Origin of the sequence: Micromonospora sp. NPDC047812 (assembly GCF_040704175.1) — a bacterium.
GTDB lineage: Bacteria > Actinomycetota > Actinomycetes > Mycobacteriales > Micromonosporaceae > Micromonospora.
In genome coordinates, this window is sequence record NZ_JBEYRY010000003.1 from 278,935 (window position 1) to 294,007 (window position 15,073).

At 74.0% G+C, this 15,073-nt stretch carries 15 protein-coding genes and 1 pseudogene; 8 read left to right on the plus strand and 8 right to left on the minus strand.

Going from position 1 to position 15,073, the window contains the following annotated elements; translation table 11 throughout:
- A pseudogene (locus AB0883_RS16305) lies at nt 1-1,041 on the minus strand (hypothetical protein); the annotation flags it as partial.
- A gap of 237 nt (nt 1,042-1,278) precedes the next feature.
- On the opposite strand from AB0883_RS16305, the gene AB0883_RS16310 reads away from it, so the two are divergent.
- Genes AB0883_RS16310 through AB0883_RS16320 form a run of 3 tightly spaced genes read left to right on the plus strand, consistent with a single transcriptional unit; the run spans nt 1,279 to nt 3,897 of the window.
- Nucleotides 1,279-2,130 (plus strand): ABC-2 family transporter protein, encoded by an 852-nt coding sequence (locus tag AB0883_RS16310; protein ID WP_366641974.1) that lies wholly within the window; start codon nt 1,279-1,281, stop codon nt 2,128-2,130.
- The gene (locus AB0883_RS16315; RefSeq protein ID WP_366641975.1) at nt 2,123-2,938 is read left to right on the plus strand and encodes an ABC-2 family transporter protein; all 816 of its coding nucleotides are present in this window, start codon (nt 2,123-2,125) and stop codon (nt 2,936-2,938) included. The genes AB0883_RS16310 and AB0883_RS16315 overlap by 8 nt, the downstream gene beginning before the upstream one ends.
- Complete coding sequence (locus AB0883_RS16320; RefSeq protein WP_121400458.1) at nt 2,935-3,897, plus strand: ATP-binding cassette domain-containing protein; 963 nt, start codon at nt 2,935-2,937, stop codon at nt 3,895-3,897. Before AB0883_RS16315 ends, AB0883_RS16320 begins: the two co-directional genes overlap by 4 nt.
- A 58-nt stretch (nt 3,898-3,955) precedes the next feature.
- On the opposite strand, the gene AB0883_RS16325 is transcribed toward AB0883_RS16320, so the two are convergent.
- The 3 genes from AB0883_RS16325 to nadA all read right to left on the minus strand — a co-directional run bounded on the left by AB0883_RS16325 (nt 3,956) and on the right by nadA (nt 7,404).
- On the minus strand, nt 3,956-4,564 hold the full coding sequence (locus AB0883_RS16325) for a DUF3043 domain-containing protein (protein ID WP_366641976.1): 609 nt from the start codon (nt 4,562-4,564) through the stop codon (nt 3,956-3,958).
- A gap of 73 nt (nt 4,565-4,637) precedes the next feature.
- A complete protein-coding gene (gene murA / locus AB0883_RS16330) occupies nt 4,638-5,993 on the minus strand; it encodes a UDP-N-acetylglucosamine 1-carboxyvinyltransferase (protein WP_121400460.1) in 1,356 nt (451 codons plus the stop codon).
- Between the two features lie 211 nt (nt 5,994-6,204).
- Nucleotides 6,205-7,404: a quinolinate synthase NadA gene (gene nadA, locus AB0883_RS16335; protein WP_366641977.1), complete on the minus strand. Its 1,200-nt coding sequence runs from the start codon at nt 7,402-7,404 to the stop codon at nt 6,205-6,207.
- 68 nt (nt 7,405-7,472) lie between these two features.
- On the opposite strand from nadA, the gene AB0883_RS16340 reads away from it, so the two are divergent.
- The 3 genes from AB0883_RS16340 to AB0883_RS16350 all read left to right on the plus strand — a co-directional run bounded on the left by AB0883_RS16340 (nt 7,473) and on the right by AB0883_RS16350 (nt 10,291).
- Nucleotides 7,473-8,612 carry a glycerate kinase gene (locus AB0883_RS16340; RefSeq protein WP_366642242.1) on the plus strand — a complete coding sequence of 380 codons (1,140 nt, stop codon included), beginning with the start codon at nt 7,473-7,475 and terminating at the stop codon, nt 8,610-8,612.
- Between the two features lie 163 nt (nt 8,613-8,775).
- On the plus strand, nt 8,776-9,144 hold the full coding sequence (gene erpA, locus AB0883_RS16345) for an iron-sulfur cluster insertion protein ErpA (protein ID WP_013735179.1): 369 nt from the start codon (nt 8,776-8,778) through the stop codon (nt 9,142-9,144).
- A 169-nt stretch (nt 9,145-9,313) separates the two neighbouring features.
- Nucleotides 9,314-10,291: a carbohydrate kinase family protein gene (locus tag AB0883_RS16350; RefSeq protein WP_366641978.1), complete on the plus strand. Its 978-nt coding sequence runs from the start codon at nt 9,314-9,316 to the stop codon at nt 10,289-10,291.
- Between the two features lie 111 nt (nt 10,292-10,402).
- Here the strand turns inward: AB0883_RS16350 and AB0883_RS16355 are convergent, their stop codons facing one another.
- On the minus strand, nt 10,403-10,636 hold the full coding sequence (locus AB0883_RS16355) for a sulfurtransferase TusA family protein (protein WP_151456658.1): 234 nt from the start codon (nt 10,634-10,636) through the stop codon (nt 10,403-10,405).
- Nucleotides 10,633-11,784 carry an aminotransferase class V-fold PLP-dependent enzyme gene (locus tag AB0883_RS16360; RefSeq protein ID WP_366641979.1) on the minus strand — a complete coding sequence of 384 codons (1,152 nt, stop codon included), beginning with the start codon at nt 11,782-11,784 and terminating at the stop codon, nt 10,633-10,635. The genes AB0883_RS16355 and AB0883_RS16360 overlap by 4 nt, the downstream gene beginning before the upstream one ends.
- Nucleotides 11,785-11,973: 189 nt before the next feature.
- Between AB0883_RS16360 and coxB the strand changes: the two genes are divergently transcribed.
- Both coxB and AB0883_RS16370 read left to right on the plus strand, forming a co-directional pair.
- Nucleotides 11,974-12,945: a cytochrome c oxidase subunit II gene (gene coxB, locus AB0883_RS16365; RefSeq protein WP_121400465.1), complete on the plus strand. Its 972-nt coding sequence runs from the start codon at nt 11,974-11,976 to the stop codon at nt 12,943-12,945.
- Nucleotides 12,946-12,955: 10 nt separating this feature from the next.
- Entirely contained in the window at nt 12,956-13,384 is a 429-nt protein-coding gene (locus AB0883_RS16370; RefSeq protein WP_121400466.1) for a cytochrome c oxidase subunit 4, read from the plus strand.
- 207 nt (nt 13,385-13,591) lie between these two features.
- Here AB0883_RS16370 and AB0883_RS16375 read toward each other — a convergent pair whose 3' ends face one another.
- Complete coding sequence (locus tag AB0883_RS16375; protein WP_366641980.1) at nt 13,592-13,795, minus strand: hypothetical protein; 204 nt, start codon at nt 13,793-13,795, stop codon at nt 13,592-13,594.
- A gap of 153 nt (nt 13,796-13,948) precedes the next feature.
- On the minus strand, nt 13,949-14,995 hold the full coding sequence (trpD, locus tag AB0883_RS16380) for an anthranilate phosphoribosyltransferase (RefSeq protein WP_366641981.1): 1,047 nt from the start codon (nt 14,993-14,995) through the stop codon (nt 13,949-13,951).
- Nucleotides 14,996-15,073 lie beyond the last annotated feature (78 nt).

Consider the following 15,073-nt stretch of genomic DNA (forward strand, 5'->3'; position numbering starts at 1 on the left):
GTCCGGAGGCGGCTGCTGCCCGGCGGGAGCCCGGTCGGGGCGCGGCCACCCGTCGGTGGGTACGCCGGCCTCGCGACCCCGTCCGCCGGAGCCGCGGTCCCACTGCGGGTCGGCGGAGCGCTCCGACTGCGGGGCGGCCGGACGCCCCCACTGGGAGTCGGCCGAACGCTCCCACTGCGGGCCGGAAGGGCGCTCCCACTGCCCGCCGGAGGAGTGCTCCCGTTGGCCGCCGGAAGGGCGCTCCCGTTGGCCGTCGGAGGGGCGGGGCTCCGGGGCCGGGGCCGCCCACTGGTAGCGGGGCCGGCGCCCGTCGCCGTCCGACTGGCGGTCGTCGACGGTCTCCGGGCGACGGTCGTGGCCGGAGGCGGCCGGACGGTCGTGAGCGCGCCCGGTCCGGTGGTCGTGGCCCGGATCCGGGCGGCGGTCGTAGCCGGCGTCCGGGCGCTCGTACGCCGGGGGGCGGCGGGGCGGCGCGTCCTCGTCGGGCTCCGGGAGCCAGCCCGGCTCGGACCGGCCGGCGGGGGAGACGGGTCGGTCCCGCCCTGCCGGCTCGTACCGGGGGGTGCGGGTGTCGTAGCGGTCGGGACCGGCGTGGTCGCGCTGCCGGGGGGAGTCGACGGGCCGGCCGGGGGCGTCGTACCCGCCCCGGTCGTTGCGGTGCGGCGGCTCCTGCCGGGGCGGCCACTGCCGGTCGTCCGGCCGGCGCGGCTCGGCGTGCGGGTGGCGGTACGACTCGTCGCCGTACCGCCGCGCGTCGAGGCCGTCCGGCCGGCCGTTCCACGCGTCCTGCCGACCGGGCCGCCCGTCGGGCAGGTCGTCCCACGACCGGCCGATGTAGGTCCCGTCCGGTTTGGTGGGCGCGAGCGGCGGCACCTCGGCCCGACCCACGGCGGAGCGGCCCCGGGGCGCGGACGGTGCGTGTTCGACGCCCATGTCGCCCGCGTAGCGCTGGCCGGGGAACTGCGGGTGCCACTCGGTGGTGGGCTCGATCATCCAGGCCGGTTCGGCGGAGTCGTGCCAGTGGTCGGAGTAGCGGCTCATCCGGTCGCCCCGCCGCCACGGAGGGTAGGCGGAGCGCCCTGGGACCGCCGTCGGCGGGCGGGCGCGCCCGGGTGCCCGGCTGGCGTCCGTCCGCTCACGGCGGCGCCCCGGTGGCCGGCCCGCGTCCGCTCGCTCACGGCGATGTCACCTCGTTGCAAAATTGTCGCGCTGGGCGCTCCACGTGCCGGTAGAGTCGCCCCCTCCGGTACGGCGTGGCTGCGGAAGGAGGGTAGCGGCGTGGGCTCGCTCACCGCCACTGTGGCACCGCCCACCGCCCCAAACGTTATCCTATGGTTCCGGACATTTAAGGCTATAACCGGATCAGGCTTCCGACGTTACGCCACGTACCGGCAGGCGTCCGTGGCGGGCGTCGTCACCAACACGGTCTTCGGCTTCCTGCGGTGCTACGTCCTGCTCGCGGCGGTCGGCACGACCGGCACGGTGGCCGGGTACGACCGGGGGCAACTCGCCACCTTCGTCTGGGTGGGCCAGGGCCTGCTGGCGGTGGTCCTCCTCTGGGGCTGGACCGAGCTGGCCGACCGGATCCGCACCGGCGACATCGCCAGCGACCTGCTCCGGCCCGTGCACCCCGTGACCAGCCATCTCGCCGCCGACCTGGGCCGCGCCGGCCACGCCGCGCTGGTCCGGTTCCTGCCGCCGGTGCTGGTCGGGCCGCTCTTCTTCGAGGTCCACGTGCCCCGCCGCTGGTCCACCCTGCCGATCTTCGCGTTCTCCGCCGTCGTCGCCGTGGTCCTCTGCTTCGGCTGCCGCTTCCTGGTCAACGCGACCGCGTACTGGTTGCAGGACGTCCGGGGGCCGGTGATCCTCTGGACCCTCGCCTCGGGGGTGCTCGCGGGGCTCTACTTCCCGCTGCGCTTCCTGCCGGAGTGGCTCCAACTCGTCCTCTGGTGGGGCACCCCCTTCCCGAGCCTGCTCCAGACCCCGCTCGACGTGCTGGTCGAGCGCGACCCGACCGGCGACCAGGTCGGGCTGGTCGGCCTCCAGGTCGCCTGGGCGGTGCTGATCCTGGCCGCCTGCCGGCTGGTGCAGCGCCGCGCGGAACGCCGCCTGGTGGTCCAGGGTGGCTGACGCGTCGGGCGGGACGCTGGCCGCGTACCGGGCGCTGCTCGGCGCGCAGGCGCGGGCGCAGACGGCGTACCGGACCTCGTTCGCGATCGACCTGGTCGGCAACGTCGGGTCCACCGTCTTCGACGTGCTCACCGTGCTGGTGATCTTCGGGGTGACGCGGGAGCTGGGCGGCTTCACGCTGCGCGAGACGATGGTGATGGTCGGCCTCTCGACCTGCGCCTTCGCCGTCGCCGACCTGCTGGTGGGCAACATCGAGCGGCTGCCCCGGTACGTGCGCACCGGGCTCTTCGACGCCGTGCTGGTCCGCCCGCTCGGCGCCCTGCCCCAGCTGCTGCTGATGGACCTGCCGCTGCGCAAGGTGTCGCGCGCGCTCTTCGGCCTGGCCGTGCTGGTCGTCGCCGTCGGCTCGGCCGGTGTCGAGTGGACCCCGGCGCGGGCGCTGCTGGTGGTCCTCGCCCCGCTGGCCGGCGTGGTCTTCTTCGGGTCGGTCTTCGTGGCCACCGCCACCGTCTCGTTCTGGTGGGTCGACTCGGGGGAGCTGGCCAACTCGGTGACCTACGGCGGGCGGGACTTCACCTCGTACCCGGTCACCGTCTTCGAGGGCTGGTTCCGCGCGGTGTTCGCGTACGGCCTGGGCTTCGCCTTCGTCAGTTACCACCCGGCGCTGACGCTGCTCGGCCGCGCCGACCCGCTCGGCCTGCCGGCGTGGGTCGGCTGGGCCGCGCCGGCCGTCGCGCTGGTCGCGGCCGCCGGGGCGGCGGCGGCCTGGCGCACCGGGGTCCGCCACTACCGGAGTACGGGGTCATGAGCGACGACGTCATCGTGGCCGACGGGCTGCGCAAGGAGTTCACCGTCCGGGTGCGGGCCGGCCGGCTGCGGCGGGAGAAGCGGCGGGTCACCGCCGTCGACGGGATCGACCTGCGGGTGCCCCGCGGCGAGATGCTCGGCTACATCGGTCCCAACGGCGCCGGCAAGTCGACGACGCTCAAGATGTTCACCGGCGTGCTGACGCCCTCCGCCGGCGAGGTACGCGTGTGCGGGCTGCGTCCGGTGGCCCAGCGGACCCGGCTCGCGCTGCGCGTCGGCGTGGTCTTCGGCCAGCGCTCCCAGCTCTGGTGGGACCTGCCGCTGGGCGACTCGTTCGCGCTGCTTCGGCACGTCTACCGGGTGCCGGCCGCCGCGCACGCCGCCCGGCTGCGCCGCTGCCGGAGCCTGCTCGACCTGGATCCGTTCCTGGACACCCCGGTCCGGCAGCTCTCCCTCGGGCAACGCATGCGCGGCGAGCTGACCGCCGCCCTGCTGCACGGCCCGGAGGTGCTCTTCCTCGACGAGCCCACCATCGGCCTCGACGTGGTCAGCAAGCAGGCGGTCCGCGGCTTCCTCGCCGAGCTGGGCCGGGCCGGGGACACGACGCTGGTGCTCACCACGCACGACCTGGCCGACATCGAGCGGCTCTGCCGGCGCCTGGTGGTGGTCGACCACGGGCGGGTGGTGCACGACGGGTCGATCGCCGCGCTGCACGAGCGGTACGGGTCGCGCCGGCTGCTCGTCGCCGACCTCGACGCCCCGCTGCCCGAGCCGCCGGCGCTGCCCGGCGCGCCGCTGCAGCGGCAGGAGGCGGACGGGCACCGGCTCGTCTTCGCGCTGGAGTCGGCGGGGGTGGCCGAGGTGGTGGCGGCCCTGGCCGGGCTGGGCGCGCTGCGGGACGTCTCGATCGTCGAGCCGGACATCGAGGACGTGGTGGCCCGGCTCTACCGCAGCCGCTGACGCCGTGACGGCGACGGCCCCGCCCCGCGGTGCGGGAGGGGCCGTCGGCGCGGTGGGCTCAGACCGGGTCGCCGATGTTCACCCGGGGCGCGGGGGCGCGCATCCGGCGGAACGTGATCGACCGCATGATGGCGTAGAGGTAGAGCGAGCCCATCCGCTGCCCGGTGTTCGGGAAACGCTCCCGGACCAGCTTGCGGATCTTGCGCGAGATCAGGACCGAGTCGACCACCACGCCCAGGGCGAGCGCGCCCCAGAGGATGTTGGAGACCAGGCGGACGACCGGCGGCATCGCGGCGTTCGAGCCGATCAGCACGATCAGCGCCCCACCGAAGAACCAGGTGCCGACCGTACGCCGGGAGTCGACCACGTTGCGGGCCAGCAGCCGCTCCGGGCCACGGTCGCGGGGGCCGCCCTCACGGCGGAACTCCTCCGCCGCCTCGGCGCGCAGCTGGCGCTTGCGCTCCCGCTGCTCCTCCTTGGTCAGCGGCTTGGTGGCCGCGGCCGGCCGGCGGCCGGCGGTCGGCCGCTTCGGGGTGGCCTTGCCCAGCTCCTTCTTGCTCGGGGTGTAGCCCCGGGGCTGGGCGGGCGTGGACTCCTCGTCGGGGGTCACCGGGGTGACGGCCTCGTCGACGAGGTCGGAGGACTTGCGGCGAAACAGCGACGGCACGCGGAAAGGGTAGCCAAACGACGGCGCCCGGTGCACATCGCGGTGCACCGGGCGCGTACGGGAGTGGTCGACGTTACGGACGCTCGACGTGCGCGCCCAGGTCCGCCAGCTTCGCCTCGAAGTCCTCGTAGCCCCGGTTGATCAGGTCCACGCCGTAGACCCGGGAGGTGCCCTCGGCGGCCAGCGCGGCGATCAGGTGGCTGAAACCGGCCCGCAGGTCGGGGATGACCAGGTCGGCGGCGTGCAGCTTGCTCGGCCCCGCGATCACCGCCGAGTGCTTGAAGTTGCGCCGGCCGAAGCGGCACGGCGTGCCGCCCAGGCAGTCCCGGTAGACCTGGATGTTGGCGCCCATCGAGTTGAGCGCCTCGGTGTAGCCCAGCCGCTGCTCGTAGACCGTCTCGTGGACGATGGACAGGCCCCGGGCCTGGGTGAGCGCCACCACCAGCGGCTGCTGCCAGTCGGTCATGAAGCCGGGGTGCACGTCGGTCTCCAGCGCCACCGAGCGCAGCTCGCCGCCCGGGTGCCAGAACCGGATCCCGCCCTCCTGGCCCGGGTCGCCCAGCTTCGGCGGCCGGGCGTCGGTGACCTCGTACTCGCCGCCGACGGAGCGGAAGATGTTCAGGAAGGTCATCATGTCGGCCTGCTGCGCGCCGAGCACCTCGACGTGGCCGCGGGTGGCCAGCGCCGCCGCCGCCCAGCTCGCGGCCTCGATCCGGTCCGGGATCGGCCGGTGCGTGTAGCCGTGCAGCTTCGGCACACCCTGGATCTCGATGACCCGGTCGGTGTGCACCTTGATGATCGCGCCCATCTTCTGCAGGATGCAGATCAGGTCGATGATCTCCGGCTCCACCGCGGCGTTGCGCAGCTCGGTGACGCCCTCGGCCATCACGGCCGTGAGCAGCACCTGCTCGGTCGCGCCGACGCTCGGGTACGGCAGGGCGAACTTGGTGCCGTGCAGCCCGTTCGGCGCCGACAGGTGCAGCCCCTCCGGGGTCTTCTCGACCGTCGCGCCGAACTCCCGCAGCGCCTGGAGGTGGAAGTCGATCGGGCGCGGCCCGATGTGGCAGCCCCCCAGGTCGGGGATGAACGCGTGGCCGAGGCGGTGCAGCAGCGGCCCGCAGAACAGGATCGGGATCCGGCTGGAGCCCGCGTGCACGTTGATCTGGTCCGTGCTGGCGCTCTCCACGTTCGCCGGGTCGAAGACGAGCTCGCCGTCCTCCCCGCCGTCGGTGACCTTGACGCCGTGCAGGCCGAGCAGGCCCCGGACCACCTCGACGTCGCGGATCTTCGGCACGTCGAACAGTCGGCTCGGGCTGTCACCCAGCAGCGCGGCGACCATCGCCTTCGAGACCAGGTTCTTCGCGCCGCGCACGCGGATCCGCCCTTCGAGCGGAGTACCTCCGTGTACGACCAGGACGTCGTCGGTCAACGCAACCTCCAGCGCGTCGGTGCTGCCGTGTTGATGGTGGGCTCGCGATTGTCATCGCTACCCGGAATGCGGCCATGTCGAAACGGCCCGCGTGAGTCGTCGCACCGGCAGCATAGCCCTCGGTGACGATCATGGACCCGGTCACATCGCCCCTGAGGGTACTTATCGGCGATCCGACCCTTTTCCGTGCCAAGTCCGCTACGGACGGTGATCAGCCCGCTGCCGGCGGCGGGGTGTCGGCACCGGGCAGGGCCAGCATCTTCTCCAGCGCGACCCGGGCGTGGTGCGCGGTGTCGGGGTCGACGGTGATCTGGTTGACCAGCCGGCCGGCCGCCAGCTCCTCCAGCGCCCAGACCAGGTGGGGCAGGTCGATCCGGTTCATGGTCGAGCAGTAGCAGACGGCCTTGTCCAGGAACATGATCTGCTTGTCCGGGTGGGCCAGCGCGAGCCGGCGGACCAGGTTCAGCTCGGTGCCGACCGCCCAGGCCGAGCCGGCCGGGGCCGCCTCGATGGCCTTGATGATGTATTCCGTCGAACCGACGAAGTCGGCGGCGGTGACCACCTCGTGCCGGCACTCCGGGTGGACCAGCACGTTCACCCCCGGCACCCGCTCCCGCACGTCGTGGACGCTGTCCAGCGTGAAGCGGCCGTGCACCGAGCAGTGCCCGCGCCACAGGATCATCCGCGCGTCGCGCAGCTGCTCCGGGGTGAGCCCGCCGTTCGGCTTGTGCGGGTCGTAGAGGACGCAGTCGTCCAGCGAGAAGCCCATCTCCAGCACCGCCGTGTTGCGGCCCAGGTGCTGGTCGGGGAAGAAGAAGACCTTCGACCCCTGCTGGTACGCCCACTCCAACGCCCGCTTCGCGTTCGACGAGGTGCAGACCACGCCGCCGTTGCGCCCGACGAAGCCCTTGATGTCCGCCGAGGAGTTCATGTAGGTCACCGGGACGGTCTCCGCCGCGATGCCCAGTTCGGTGAGCACGTCCCAGGCGGTCTCGACCTGCGACAGCACCGCCATGTCCGCCATCGAGCAGCCGGCGGCCAGGTCGGGCAGGATGACCTTCTGCGCGTCCGAGGTGAGGATGTCGGCGCTCTCGGCCATGAAGTGCACGCCGCAGAAGACGATGTACTCGGCGTCGGGCCGGGCCGCCGCCTCGCGGGCCAGCTTGAACGAGTCGCCGGTCACGTCGGCGAACTGGATCACCTCGTCGCGCTGGTAGTGGTGCCCCAGCACGAAGACCTTGCTGCCCAGCGCCGCCTTCGCCGCCGTCGCCCGGGCCACCAGGTCCGGGTCGCTGGGCGCCGGCAGGTCACCCGGACACTCGACGCCGCGCTCCGTGGCGGGGTCGCTGCCCCGGCCGAGCAGCAGCAGTGCCGTCGCGGTGTTGGAGGGTTCCACCCAGGTCGAAGTCACGTGCCCCATGGTCCCACAGTGCGGCCTCGGCGCAGCCTCCACCGGTGTGTGCTGCCACACTGCTCGACATGCGCGTGCTGCTCTGTCCGGACAAGTTCGCCGGTACCCTGCCGGCCCCGCAGGTCGCCGAGGCCGTGGCCACCGGCTGGCGGGAGGTGGCGCCCGCCGACGACCTGCTCGTCCGGCCCCTGTCGGACGGTGGGCCGGGCTTCCTCGACGTGCTCTCCGACGCCCTCGGCGGGCGCCGGATCCCGGTGCCGACCGTCGACCCGCTGGGCCGCCCGACGGCCGGTGAGATCCTGCTCACCGACGGCGGTGCGACCGCCTGGCTGGAGAGCGCCCAGGCGTGCGGGCTGCACCTGCTCGACGCGGATGAGCGGGACCCGAAGACCACGTCCTCGTACGGGCTGGGGGTGCTGGTGGCCGCCGCCGTGGAGGCCGGCGCCCGGACGGTCGTGATCGGGCTGGGCGGCTCCGGCACCAACGACGGCGGCGCGGGCATGCTCACCGCGCTCGGCGTGACCCCGCTGGACGCCACCGGCCAGGCACTGCCGTACGGCGGGGCCGCGCTCGGCGCGGTGGACGCCCTCGACGGCGCGCCCCGGCTGCGCGACGCCCGCCTGGTGGCCGCCACCGACGTGGACAACCCGCTGCTCGGGCTGCACGGGGCCAGCAACGTGTTCGGCCCGCAGAAGGGCGCCGACCGCGCCGACGTGCTGCTTCTCGACGCCGCGCTGGAGCGCTTCGCCGCCGTGCTGGAGCGGGACCTGCCCGGCTGCCCCGAACGGCTGGGCGCGCTGCCCGGCGGTGGCGCGGCCGGCGGGCTGGGCGCGGCCGTCCTGGCGCTGGGCGGGCACTGCGAGTCGGGCATCGGCCTGGTCACCCGGGCGATCGGGCTGGACGTCACGCTCGACGCGGTCGACCTGGTGATCACCGGGGAGGGCTCGTTCGACCACCAGTCGCTGCGCGGCAAGGTGGTGGCCGGGGTGGCCGGCGCCGCCCGGGACCGGGGCGTGCCGTGCGTGGTGGTCGCGGGCCGGGTGAGCACCGGTCGGCGGGAGGCCGGGGCGGCCGGGGTGACCGACGCGTACAGCCTGGTGGAGCACTTCGGGGGCGAGGAACGCGGCGGGCTGGCCGCCGCGATGGAACGCCCGGCCGAGGGGCTGCGGGCGCTCGGCACCCGGCTCGCCCGGCAGTGGAGCCGCTGACCACGCCCCCTGTCCGGACGCACCGGGCGGCGGCCCTGGTCACGCCGAACGGGTGGGGTCGGCCGTGGCGGCGTACCATCGGATCTGGACCACACCGGGAATGACTGGGCGACAGGAGATGTTGGCCAGTGCGTCCGGACCCAACCGCGCAGGGAGATTTCACGTGACCACGCCAGCGCAGACCGAGTCGACCGAGGCCAAGGCCCCCACGTCCGTCGTCCTCACCGACGTCGCGGCGCAGAAGGTCAAGGCCCTGATCGAGCAGGAAGGCCGCGACGACCTGCGGCTCCGGGTCGCCGTGCAGCCGGGTGGCTGCTCCGGCCTGCGGTACCAGCTCTTCTTCGACGAGCGGTCGCTCGACGGTGACGTCGTGACCGACTACGACGGGGTCGAGGTCGTCGTCGACCGGATGAGCGCCCCCTACCTGGCCGGCGCCACCATCGACTTCGCCGACCGGATCGACGCCCAGGGCTTCACCATCGACAACCCCAACGCGGGCAACTCCTGCGCCTGCGGTGACTCGTTCAGCTGAGCCAGACCTCCGCTGACCACGGCGGGGCCGTCCCACGGGGCGGCCCCGCCGTCGTCTTCCGGTCGGGAACGGGCCGTCGGGAAGGTGACCCGGGGCCGACCGACAGGTCATCCTGAGGGGGCCGGGCCGGTAGGCTGACCGGCGCCCTGCTCCCGACCCCGAGGTTGACATGAAGATCGCCGTGACCGGCTCGATCGCCACCGACCATCTGATGAGCTTCCCCGGTCGCTTCGCCGACCAGTTCCTCGCCGACCAGCTGCACAAGGTCTCGCTCTCCTTCCTGGTGGACGACCTGGTGCTGCGGCGCGGCGGGGTGGCGGCCAACATCGCCTTCGGCATGGGGCAGCTCGGCCTGCGCCCGGTGCTGGTCGGCGCGGTCGGCGCGGACTTCGCCGACTACCGCTCCTGGCTGGAGCGGCACGGCGTCGACTGCGACTCGGTGCACGTCAGCGAGGTGGCGCACACCGCCCGGTTCGTCTGCACCACGGACATCGACATGTGCCAGATCGCCTCGTTCTACGCCGGGGCGATGAGCGAGGCCCGCAACATCGAGCTGGCGCCGGTGGCCCGCCGTCTCGACGGGCTGGACTTGGTCCTGGTCGGCGCGAACGACCCGGAGGCGATGCTGCGGCACTCCGCCGAGTGCCGGGAGCGCGGCTACCGGTTCGCCGCCGACCCGTCCCAGCAGCTCGCCCGCATGGAGGGCGCGGACGTCGTCGCGCTGATCGAGGGCGCCGAGTACCTGATGACCAACGACTACGAGAAGTCGCTGCTGCAGAGCAAGGCCGGGCTGACCGACGCGCAGCTGCTCGACCGGGTCAGGGTGCGGGTCACCACGCTGGGCAAGCACGGGGTGGAGATCGCCGGGCGGGACTTCGACCCGATCCACGTGCCGATCGCGCGGGAGACCGAGGCGGTCGACCCGACCGGCGTCGGCGACGGGTTCCGGGCCGGCTTCTTCACCGCGCTCTCCTGGGGCCTCGGGCTGGAGCGCGCCGCCCAGGTCGGCTCGCTGCTCGCCACGCTGGTGCTGGAGACCGTCGGCACGCAGGAGTACGAGGTCCGCCGCGACCTGTTCGTCAAGCGCCTGGCCGAGTCGTACGGCGACGCCGCCGCCGAGGACGTCCGCCCGCACCTCGTGCCGTAACACCGGCACCGGTCTTGTCCGCCGGGCCGCCGGGAGTGGGCAGGAACACCCCTGGCGGTCCGGGGCGGCGCGGCCTGTCCGCCCCGGACCCGCCGGCCCCGCGCACCGTGGTCAGTGGCGGCGGCGGACGTCGAAGGCGGGGCCGTCGGGGCCGGTGACCGTGCCGAGGAACTCGTGGCCGCGCATCCGGCACCAGGCCGGGATGTCCACCGCCGCGGCCGGGTCGTCGGCGAGCACCCGCACCACCGTGCCGACCGGCAGCTCGGGCAGCCGCCGGGCCGCCGCGATCACCGGCAGCGGGCAGCGCTGACCGCGGCAGTCGAGGATCTCCGCCGGCGCCGTCACAGCCCCACCACCCCGGCCTCGGCGCGCAGTTCCGCCACGACGCCGGGCAGTTCGGCGAGGAACCTCTCGACGTCGGCCTCCGTCGTCTCCCGGTGCAGCGAGACCCGCACGTTGCCGTGCGAGAGCACCCCCATCGCCTCCAGCACGTGCGACGGCCGCAGCGTCGACGACGTGCACGAGGAGCCCGAGGAGACGGCGAAGCCGCGCCGGTCGAGCGCGTGCAGCAGGGCCTCGCCGTCGACGTAGAGGCAGGAGAAGGTCACCAGGTGCGGCAGGCGGTGGTCGGGATCACCCACCACCTCCACGTCCGGCACCTCCGCCGCCACCCGGGCCCGGATCCGGGCCACCAGCGGCGTCAGCCGGGCCGCCTCGGCCGCGGCGTCGGCCGCCGCCGCGCGCAGGCTCGCCGCCGCCGCGACCACCGCCGGCAGGTTGAGCGTTCCGGGGGTACGCCCGGCCTCCCGCTCGTCGGCCGGCCAGGGCGACTCCCACCGGGTGCCCTTGCGCACCACCAGCACCCCCACGCCGGGTGGCCCGCCCCACTTGTGCGCGCTGGCGCTCAGCATCGACCAGCCCGTGGGCACGGGCGCCCTGCCCACCACCTGGGCGGCGTCCACGTACAGCGGCACCCCGGCCTCGGCGCACTCGCGCGCGGCCTCGGTCACCGGCTGTAGCGTGCCGACCTCGTGGCTGGCGGCGATCAGCGCGGCCAGCGCCACGCCCGGCGTCCGGACCGCCGCCGCCCAGCCGGCCAGGTCGAGCCGGCCCAGCCGGTCCACCGGCACGGAGGTCGCCGTGCCGCCCGCCGCCACGTGCCGCTCGGCGGCGTGCAGCACCGCCGAGTGTTCGATCGCGGAGTGCACCAGCGTGGGACCGACCCGCCGCCGGCCGGCCAGCCCGCCCAGCACGGCGGAGTGCGCGGCCGCCGTACCGCTGGGGGTGAAGGACAGCTCGTCGGCGCGGACGCCGAGGGTCTGCGCGGTGGCCTCGCGGGCGGCGTCGAGCAGTTGACGGGCGCGGCGGGCCTGTGCGTAGAGCCGGCCGGGGTCGGCCCAGCCGTCGTCGAGGGCGGCCAGCAGCGCCTGTCGGGCGACCGGATGCAGCGGCGCGGCGGTGGCCGCGTCCAGGTAGACCGGGGATGCGCTCACGCCAGCCAACGTATCGCGCCGGTATGCCCAAGATCCCCCCGATGGGGGCCGACAGCGACCCCAACACGGTCCAGCCCGTCATGGTCGAGTAATCTGCGACCGTCGGTGACGCCTTTGCCGCTGGTGCTGTCGCTCCGCAGGCGGAGGGCAGGGACAAGACACCGCGGCGCGCTAGGGAGGCAGGACCAGGTGGTCGCAAGGAGTTCGGAGGTACGGCCGTCGGCCGTACGGCACAGCGCTTCCCCAGGAGCCGGTGGGCGCCGGGGACGTGGTGCCGGTCGGATCGCCGGGCTCGGTCTCGGCGGAGCGGCGCTGCTGGTCCTGCTCACGGGCTGCGACGTCGGCGCGGCGTTCGGCGGCTTCGGCTGGCCGCAGGGCGGCATCACGCCCGAGTCGCACCGGATGTACGACCTGTGGATCGCCTCGTGCATCGCGGCGCTCGCGGTCGGCGTCTTCGTGTGGGGCCTGATCTTCTGGTGCGTCGTGCGCTACCGCAAGCGGGGCAACGAGCTGCCGGTGCAGACCCGTTACAACATGCCGATGGAGTTCCTCTACACCATCGCGCCGATCCTGATCGTCTCCGTGCTCTTCTACTACACGGCGATCGTGCAGACCGACGTGGTGCGGACGACCAAGAACCCCGACGTCACGGTCGAGGTGGTCGCGTTCAAGTGGAACTGGCAGTTCAACTACCGCGACGGCCAGGGCCAGGACGCCAACACGGTCGCCTCCGTGCTCGGCACCAGCGAGGTCATCCCGATCCTGGTGCTGCCGACCGACCGGTCCATCCGGTTCGAGGAGACCAGCCGCGACGTCATCCACTCGTTCTGGGTGCCGGAGCTGCTGTTCAAGCGCGACGTCATGCCGGGCAAGATCCGCAACGTCTTCGAGGTCTCGAAGCTGGAGTCCGAGGGCGCCTACGTCGGCCGCTGCGCGGAGCTCTGCGGCAGCTACCACGCCTTCATGAACTTCGAGCTGCGGGTCGTCTCCCCGGAGAAGTACGAGCAGTTCCTTGCGGCCAAGCGGGACGGCAGGTCCACGCAGGAGGCGCTGACGGCCATCGGCGAGGACCCGTACGCGAAGACGACGAAGCCGTTCGAGACCCGTCGCACCGAGGCCAACTTCAACCCGGACGACGCGCCGGCCGGCGCGGGAAGCTGAGGGATCGGGCATGAAGACCGAGTGGCGCATCTTCCTGGTCATCGCCGGGTTCCTGCTCTTCGCCACCTTCCTCTACGGCGGGTGGACCGCCGCCGACTCCGGTGGCCAGGTCGAGTGGGTCGGTACGGTCGCCCTGCTGCTGAGCTTCCTGCTCTGCTCGATGTGCGGCGGCTTCTTCTGGTTCGTCTCCCGCCGCATCGACCTCCGGCCGGAGGACCGGCCGGACGGCGAGATCGCCGACGGCGCGGGCGAGATCGGCTTCTTCAGCCCCGGCAGCTACTGGCCGCTGGGCCTGGCCATCGCCGTCGGGATCGCCGGCTTCGGCCTCGCGTTCTGGCAGTTCTGGCTGCTCGGCCTGGGCATGGTGGCGGTCACGTTCTCCGTCTGCGGCCTGCTGTTCGAGTACTACAGCGGCACCCGGCGCACCGCCGAGCACTGATCGGCCGGTCACCCCGCGAACGTCCCGAAGGCCCGCCTCCCCGGGGAGGCGGGCCTTCGGCGTGGGACGGGCTGTGCGGGCGCGGGAGACGTGCTCGGCGGCGCTGCTCGGACACCGCGTGCCGGCCGCCGCGGCGGTGTCAGGCGGCGGCGGTGCTCGGACACCGCGTGCCGGCCGCCGCGGCGGTGTCAGGCGGTGGCGGTGCTGTCAGGCGGCCCGGCGGCGGGCCGCCGGGCGGCGCCGGGCGTTCGCGCGCTTCAGGTGGAACGCGAAGGTGGTGACGAGCACGGCCGCGCCGCAACCCGTGCAGACCAGTTCGGGGCAGTCGGCGCCGTGGCCGTCGGCGCACGGCGGCGCCTCGAACGGCTCGACGCCCTCACAGGTGTCGCAGTAGAGCTCGCGCTCCGACACGGGCGTCTCCTCTCGCTCCGGTCCCGTGGGTGTCGCACACGCCCGACGGGGATCGCCGCGCTCGACGGCGCAGGACGGATGTGGGAACTACTCAGCTGTAGTTTCCCACGGGGGTCCGACAACCTTCGGGCGGCACCCGGTGGCGACCGGTGCTCACTGGGAGCGCGCGACCTCGATCCAGCGGTCGAGGACGCGGGCGGCGGCCCCGGAGTCGACGGACTCGGCGGCCCGGTCGATCCCGGTCCGCAGGGCCTCGGTGAGGTCGCCGTCGAGCGGACCCTGCGTGGCCAGCGCCGCCGCCGCGTTGACCAGGACCGCGTCGCGCACCGGGCCGGTCTCGCCGGCCAGCAGCCGACGAACCACGTCCGCGTTGAAGGCGGCGTCACCGCCGCGCAGGTCGGCCAGGGTGGCCCGGGGTACGCCGAGGTCGGCCGCGTCCAGCAGCGACTCCCTGACGACGCCGCCCTGGGCCGCCCAGACCCGGGTCGGCGCGGCGGTGGTGAACTCGTCCAGCCCGTCCTCGCCGCGCATCACCAGCACCGAGTCGCCCCGGGCGGCGAAGACGCCGGCCATCACCGGAGCCATCCGGGCGTCGAAGCAGCCGACCGCTCCGGCGCGGGGCCGTGCCGGGTTGGTCAGCGGGCCGAGGAAGTTGAACACCGTGGGCACGCCCAGCTCCCGGCGTACCGGGCCGGTGTGCCGCATCCCGGGGTGGAACCGGGCCGCGAAGCAGAAGCCCATGCCGGCCTCGGCGACGCACCGGGCCACCCCCTCGGGGCCCAGGTCGAGCGGCACGCCGAGGAATTCCAGCACGTCGGCGGTGCCGCAGGAGGAGGAGGCCGCCCGGTTGCCGTGCTTGACCACCCGGACGCCGGCGCCGGCCACCACCAGCGAGGCCATGGTGGAGATGTTGACCGTGTGCGCGAGGTCACCGCCGGTGCCGACCACGTCGAGGGCGGTGGCGCGCAGCTCGTCGGGCAGCTCGACCGGGACCGCCCGGCCGAGCATCGCCTCCACCAGCCCGGCCAGCTCGGCCGAGGTCTCGCCCTTGGCGCGCAGCGCGACGACGAAGCCCGCCATCTGCGCCGGGGCGGCCGAGCCGGCCATGATCTCGCCCATCGCCCAGGCGGTGTCGGCGGTGGCGAGTTCCTCGCCGCGCAGCAGCGCGTTGAGCAGGTGCGGCCAGGTCCGATCGCCCATGGCGGGCCTCCCGAGCGTGCGAGATGCGGGTGGGATGGGAACCGGCACCGGTCGGCCCGGCGCCGCGGCGGGCCGGAG

Bases quoted from the DNA above. Each gene is read 5' to 3' on its own strand.
- AB0883_RS16320 (WP_121400458.1), top strand. From the start codon at position 2,935: ATGAGCGACGACGTCATCGTGGCCGACGGGCTGCGCAAGGAGTTCACC.
- AB0883_RS16340 (WP_366642242.1), top strand. From the start codon at position 7,473: ATGCGCGTGCTGCTCTGTCCGGACAAGTTCGCCGGTACCCTGCCGGCC.
- AB0883_RS16350 (WP_366641978.1), top strand. From the start codon at position 9,314: ATGAAGATCGCCGTGACCGGCTCGATCGCCACCGACCATCTGATGAGC.
- AB0883_RS16370 (WP_121400466.1), top strand. From the start codon at position 12,956: ATGAAGACCGAGTGGCGCATCTTCCTGGTCATCGCCGGGTTCCTGCTC.
- trpD (WP_366641981.1), bottom strand. From the start codon at position 14,995: ATGGGCGATCGGACCTGGCCGCACCTGCTCAACGCGCTGCTGCGCGGC.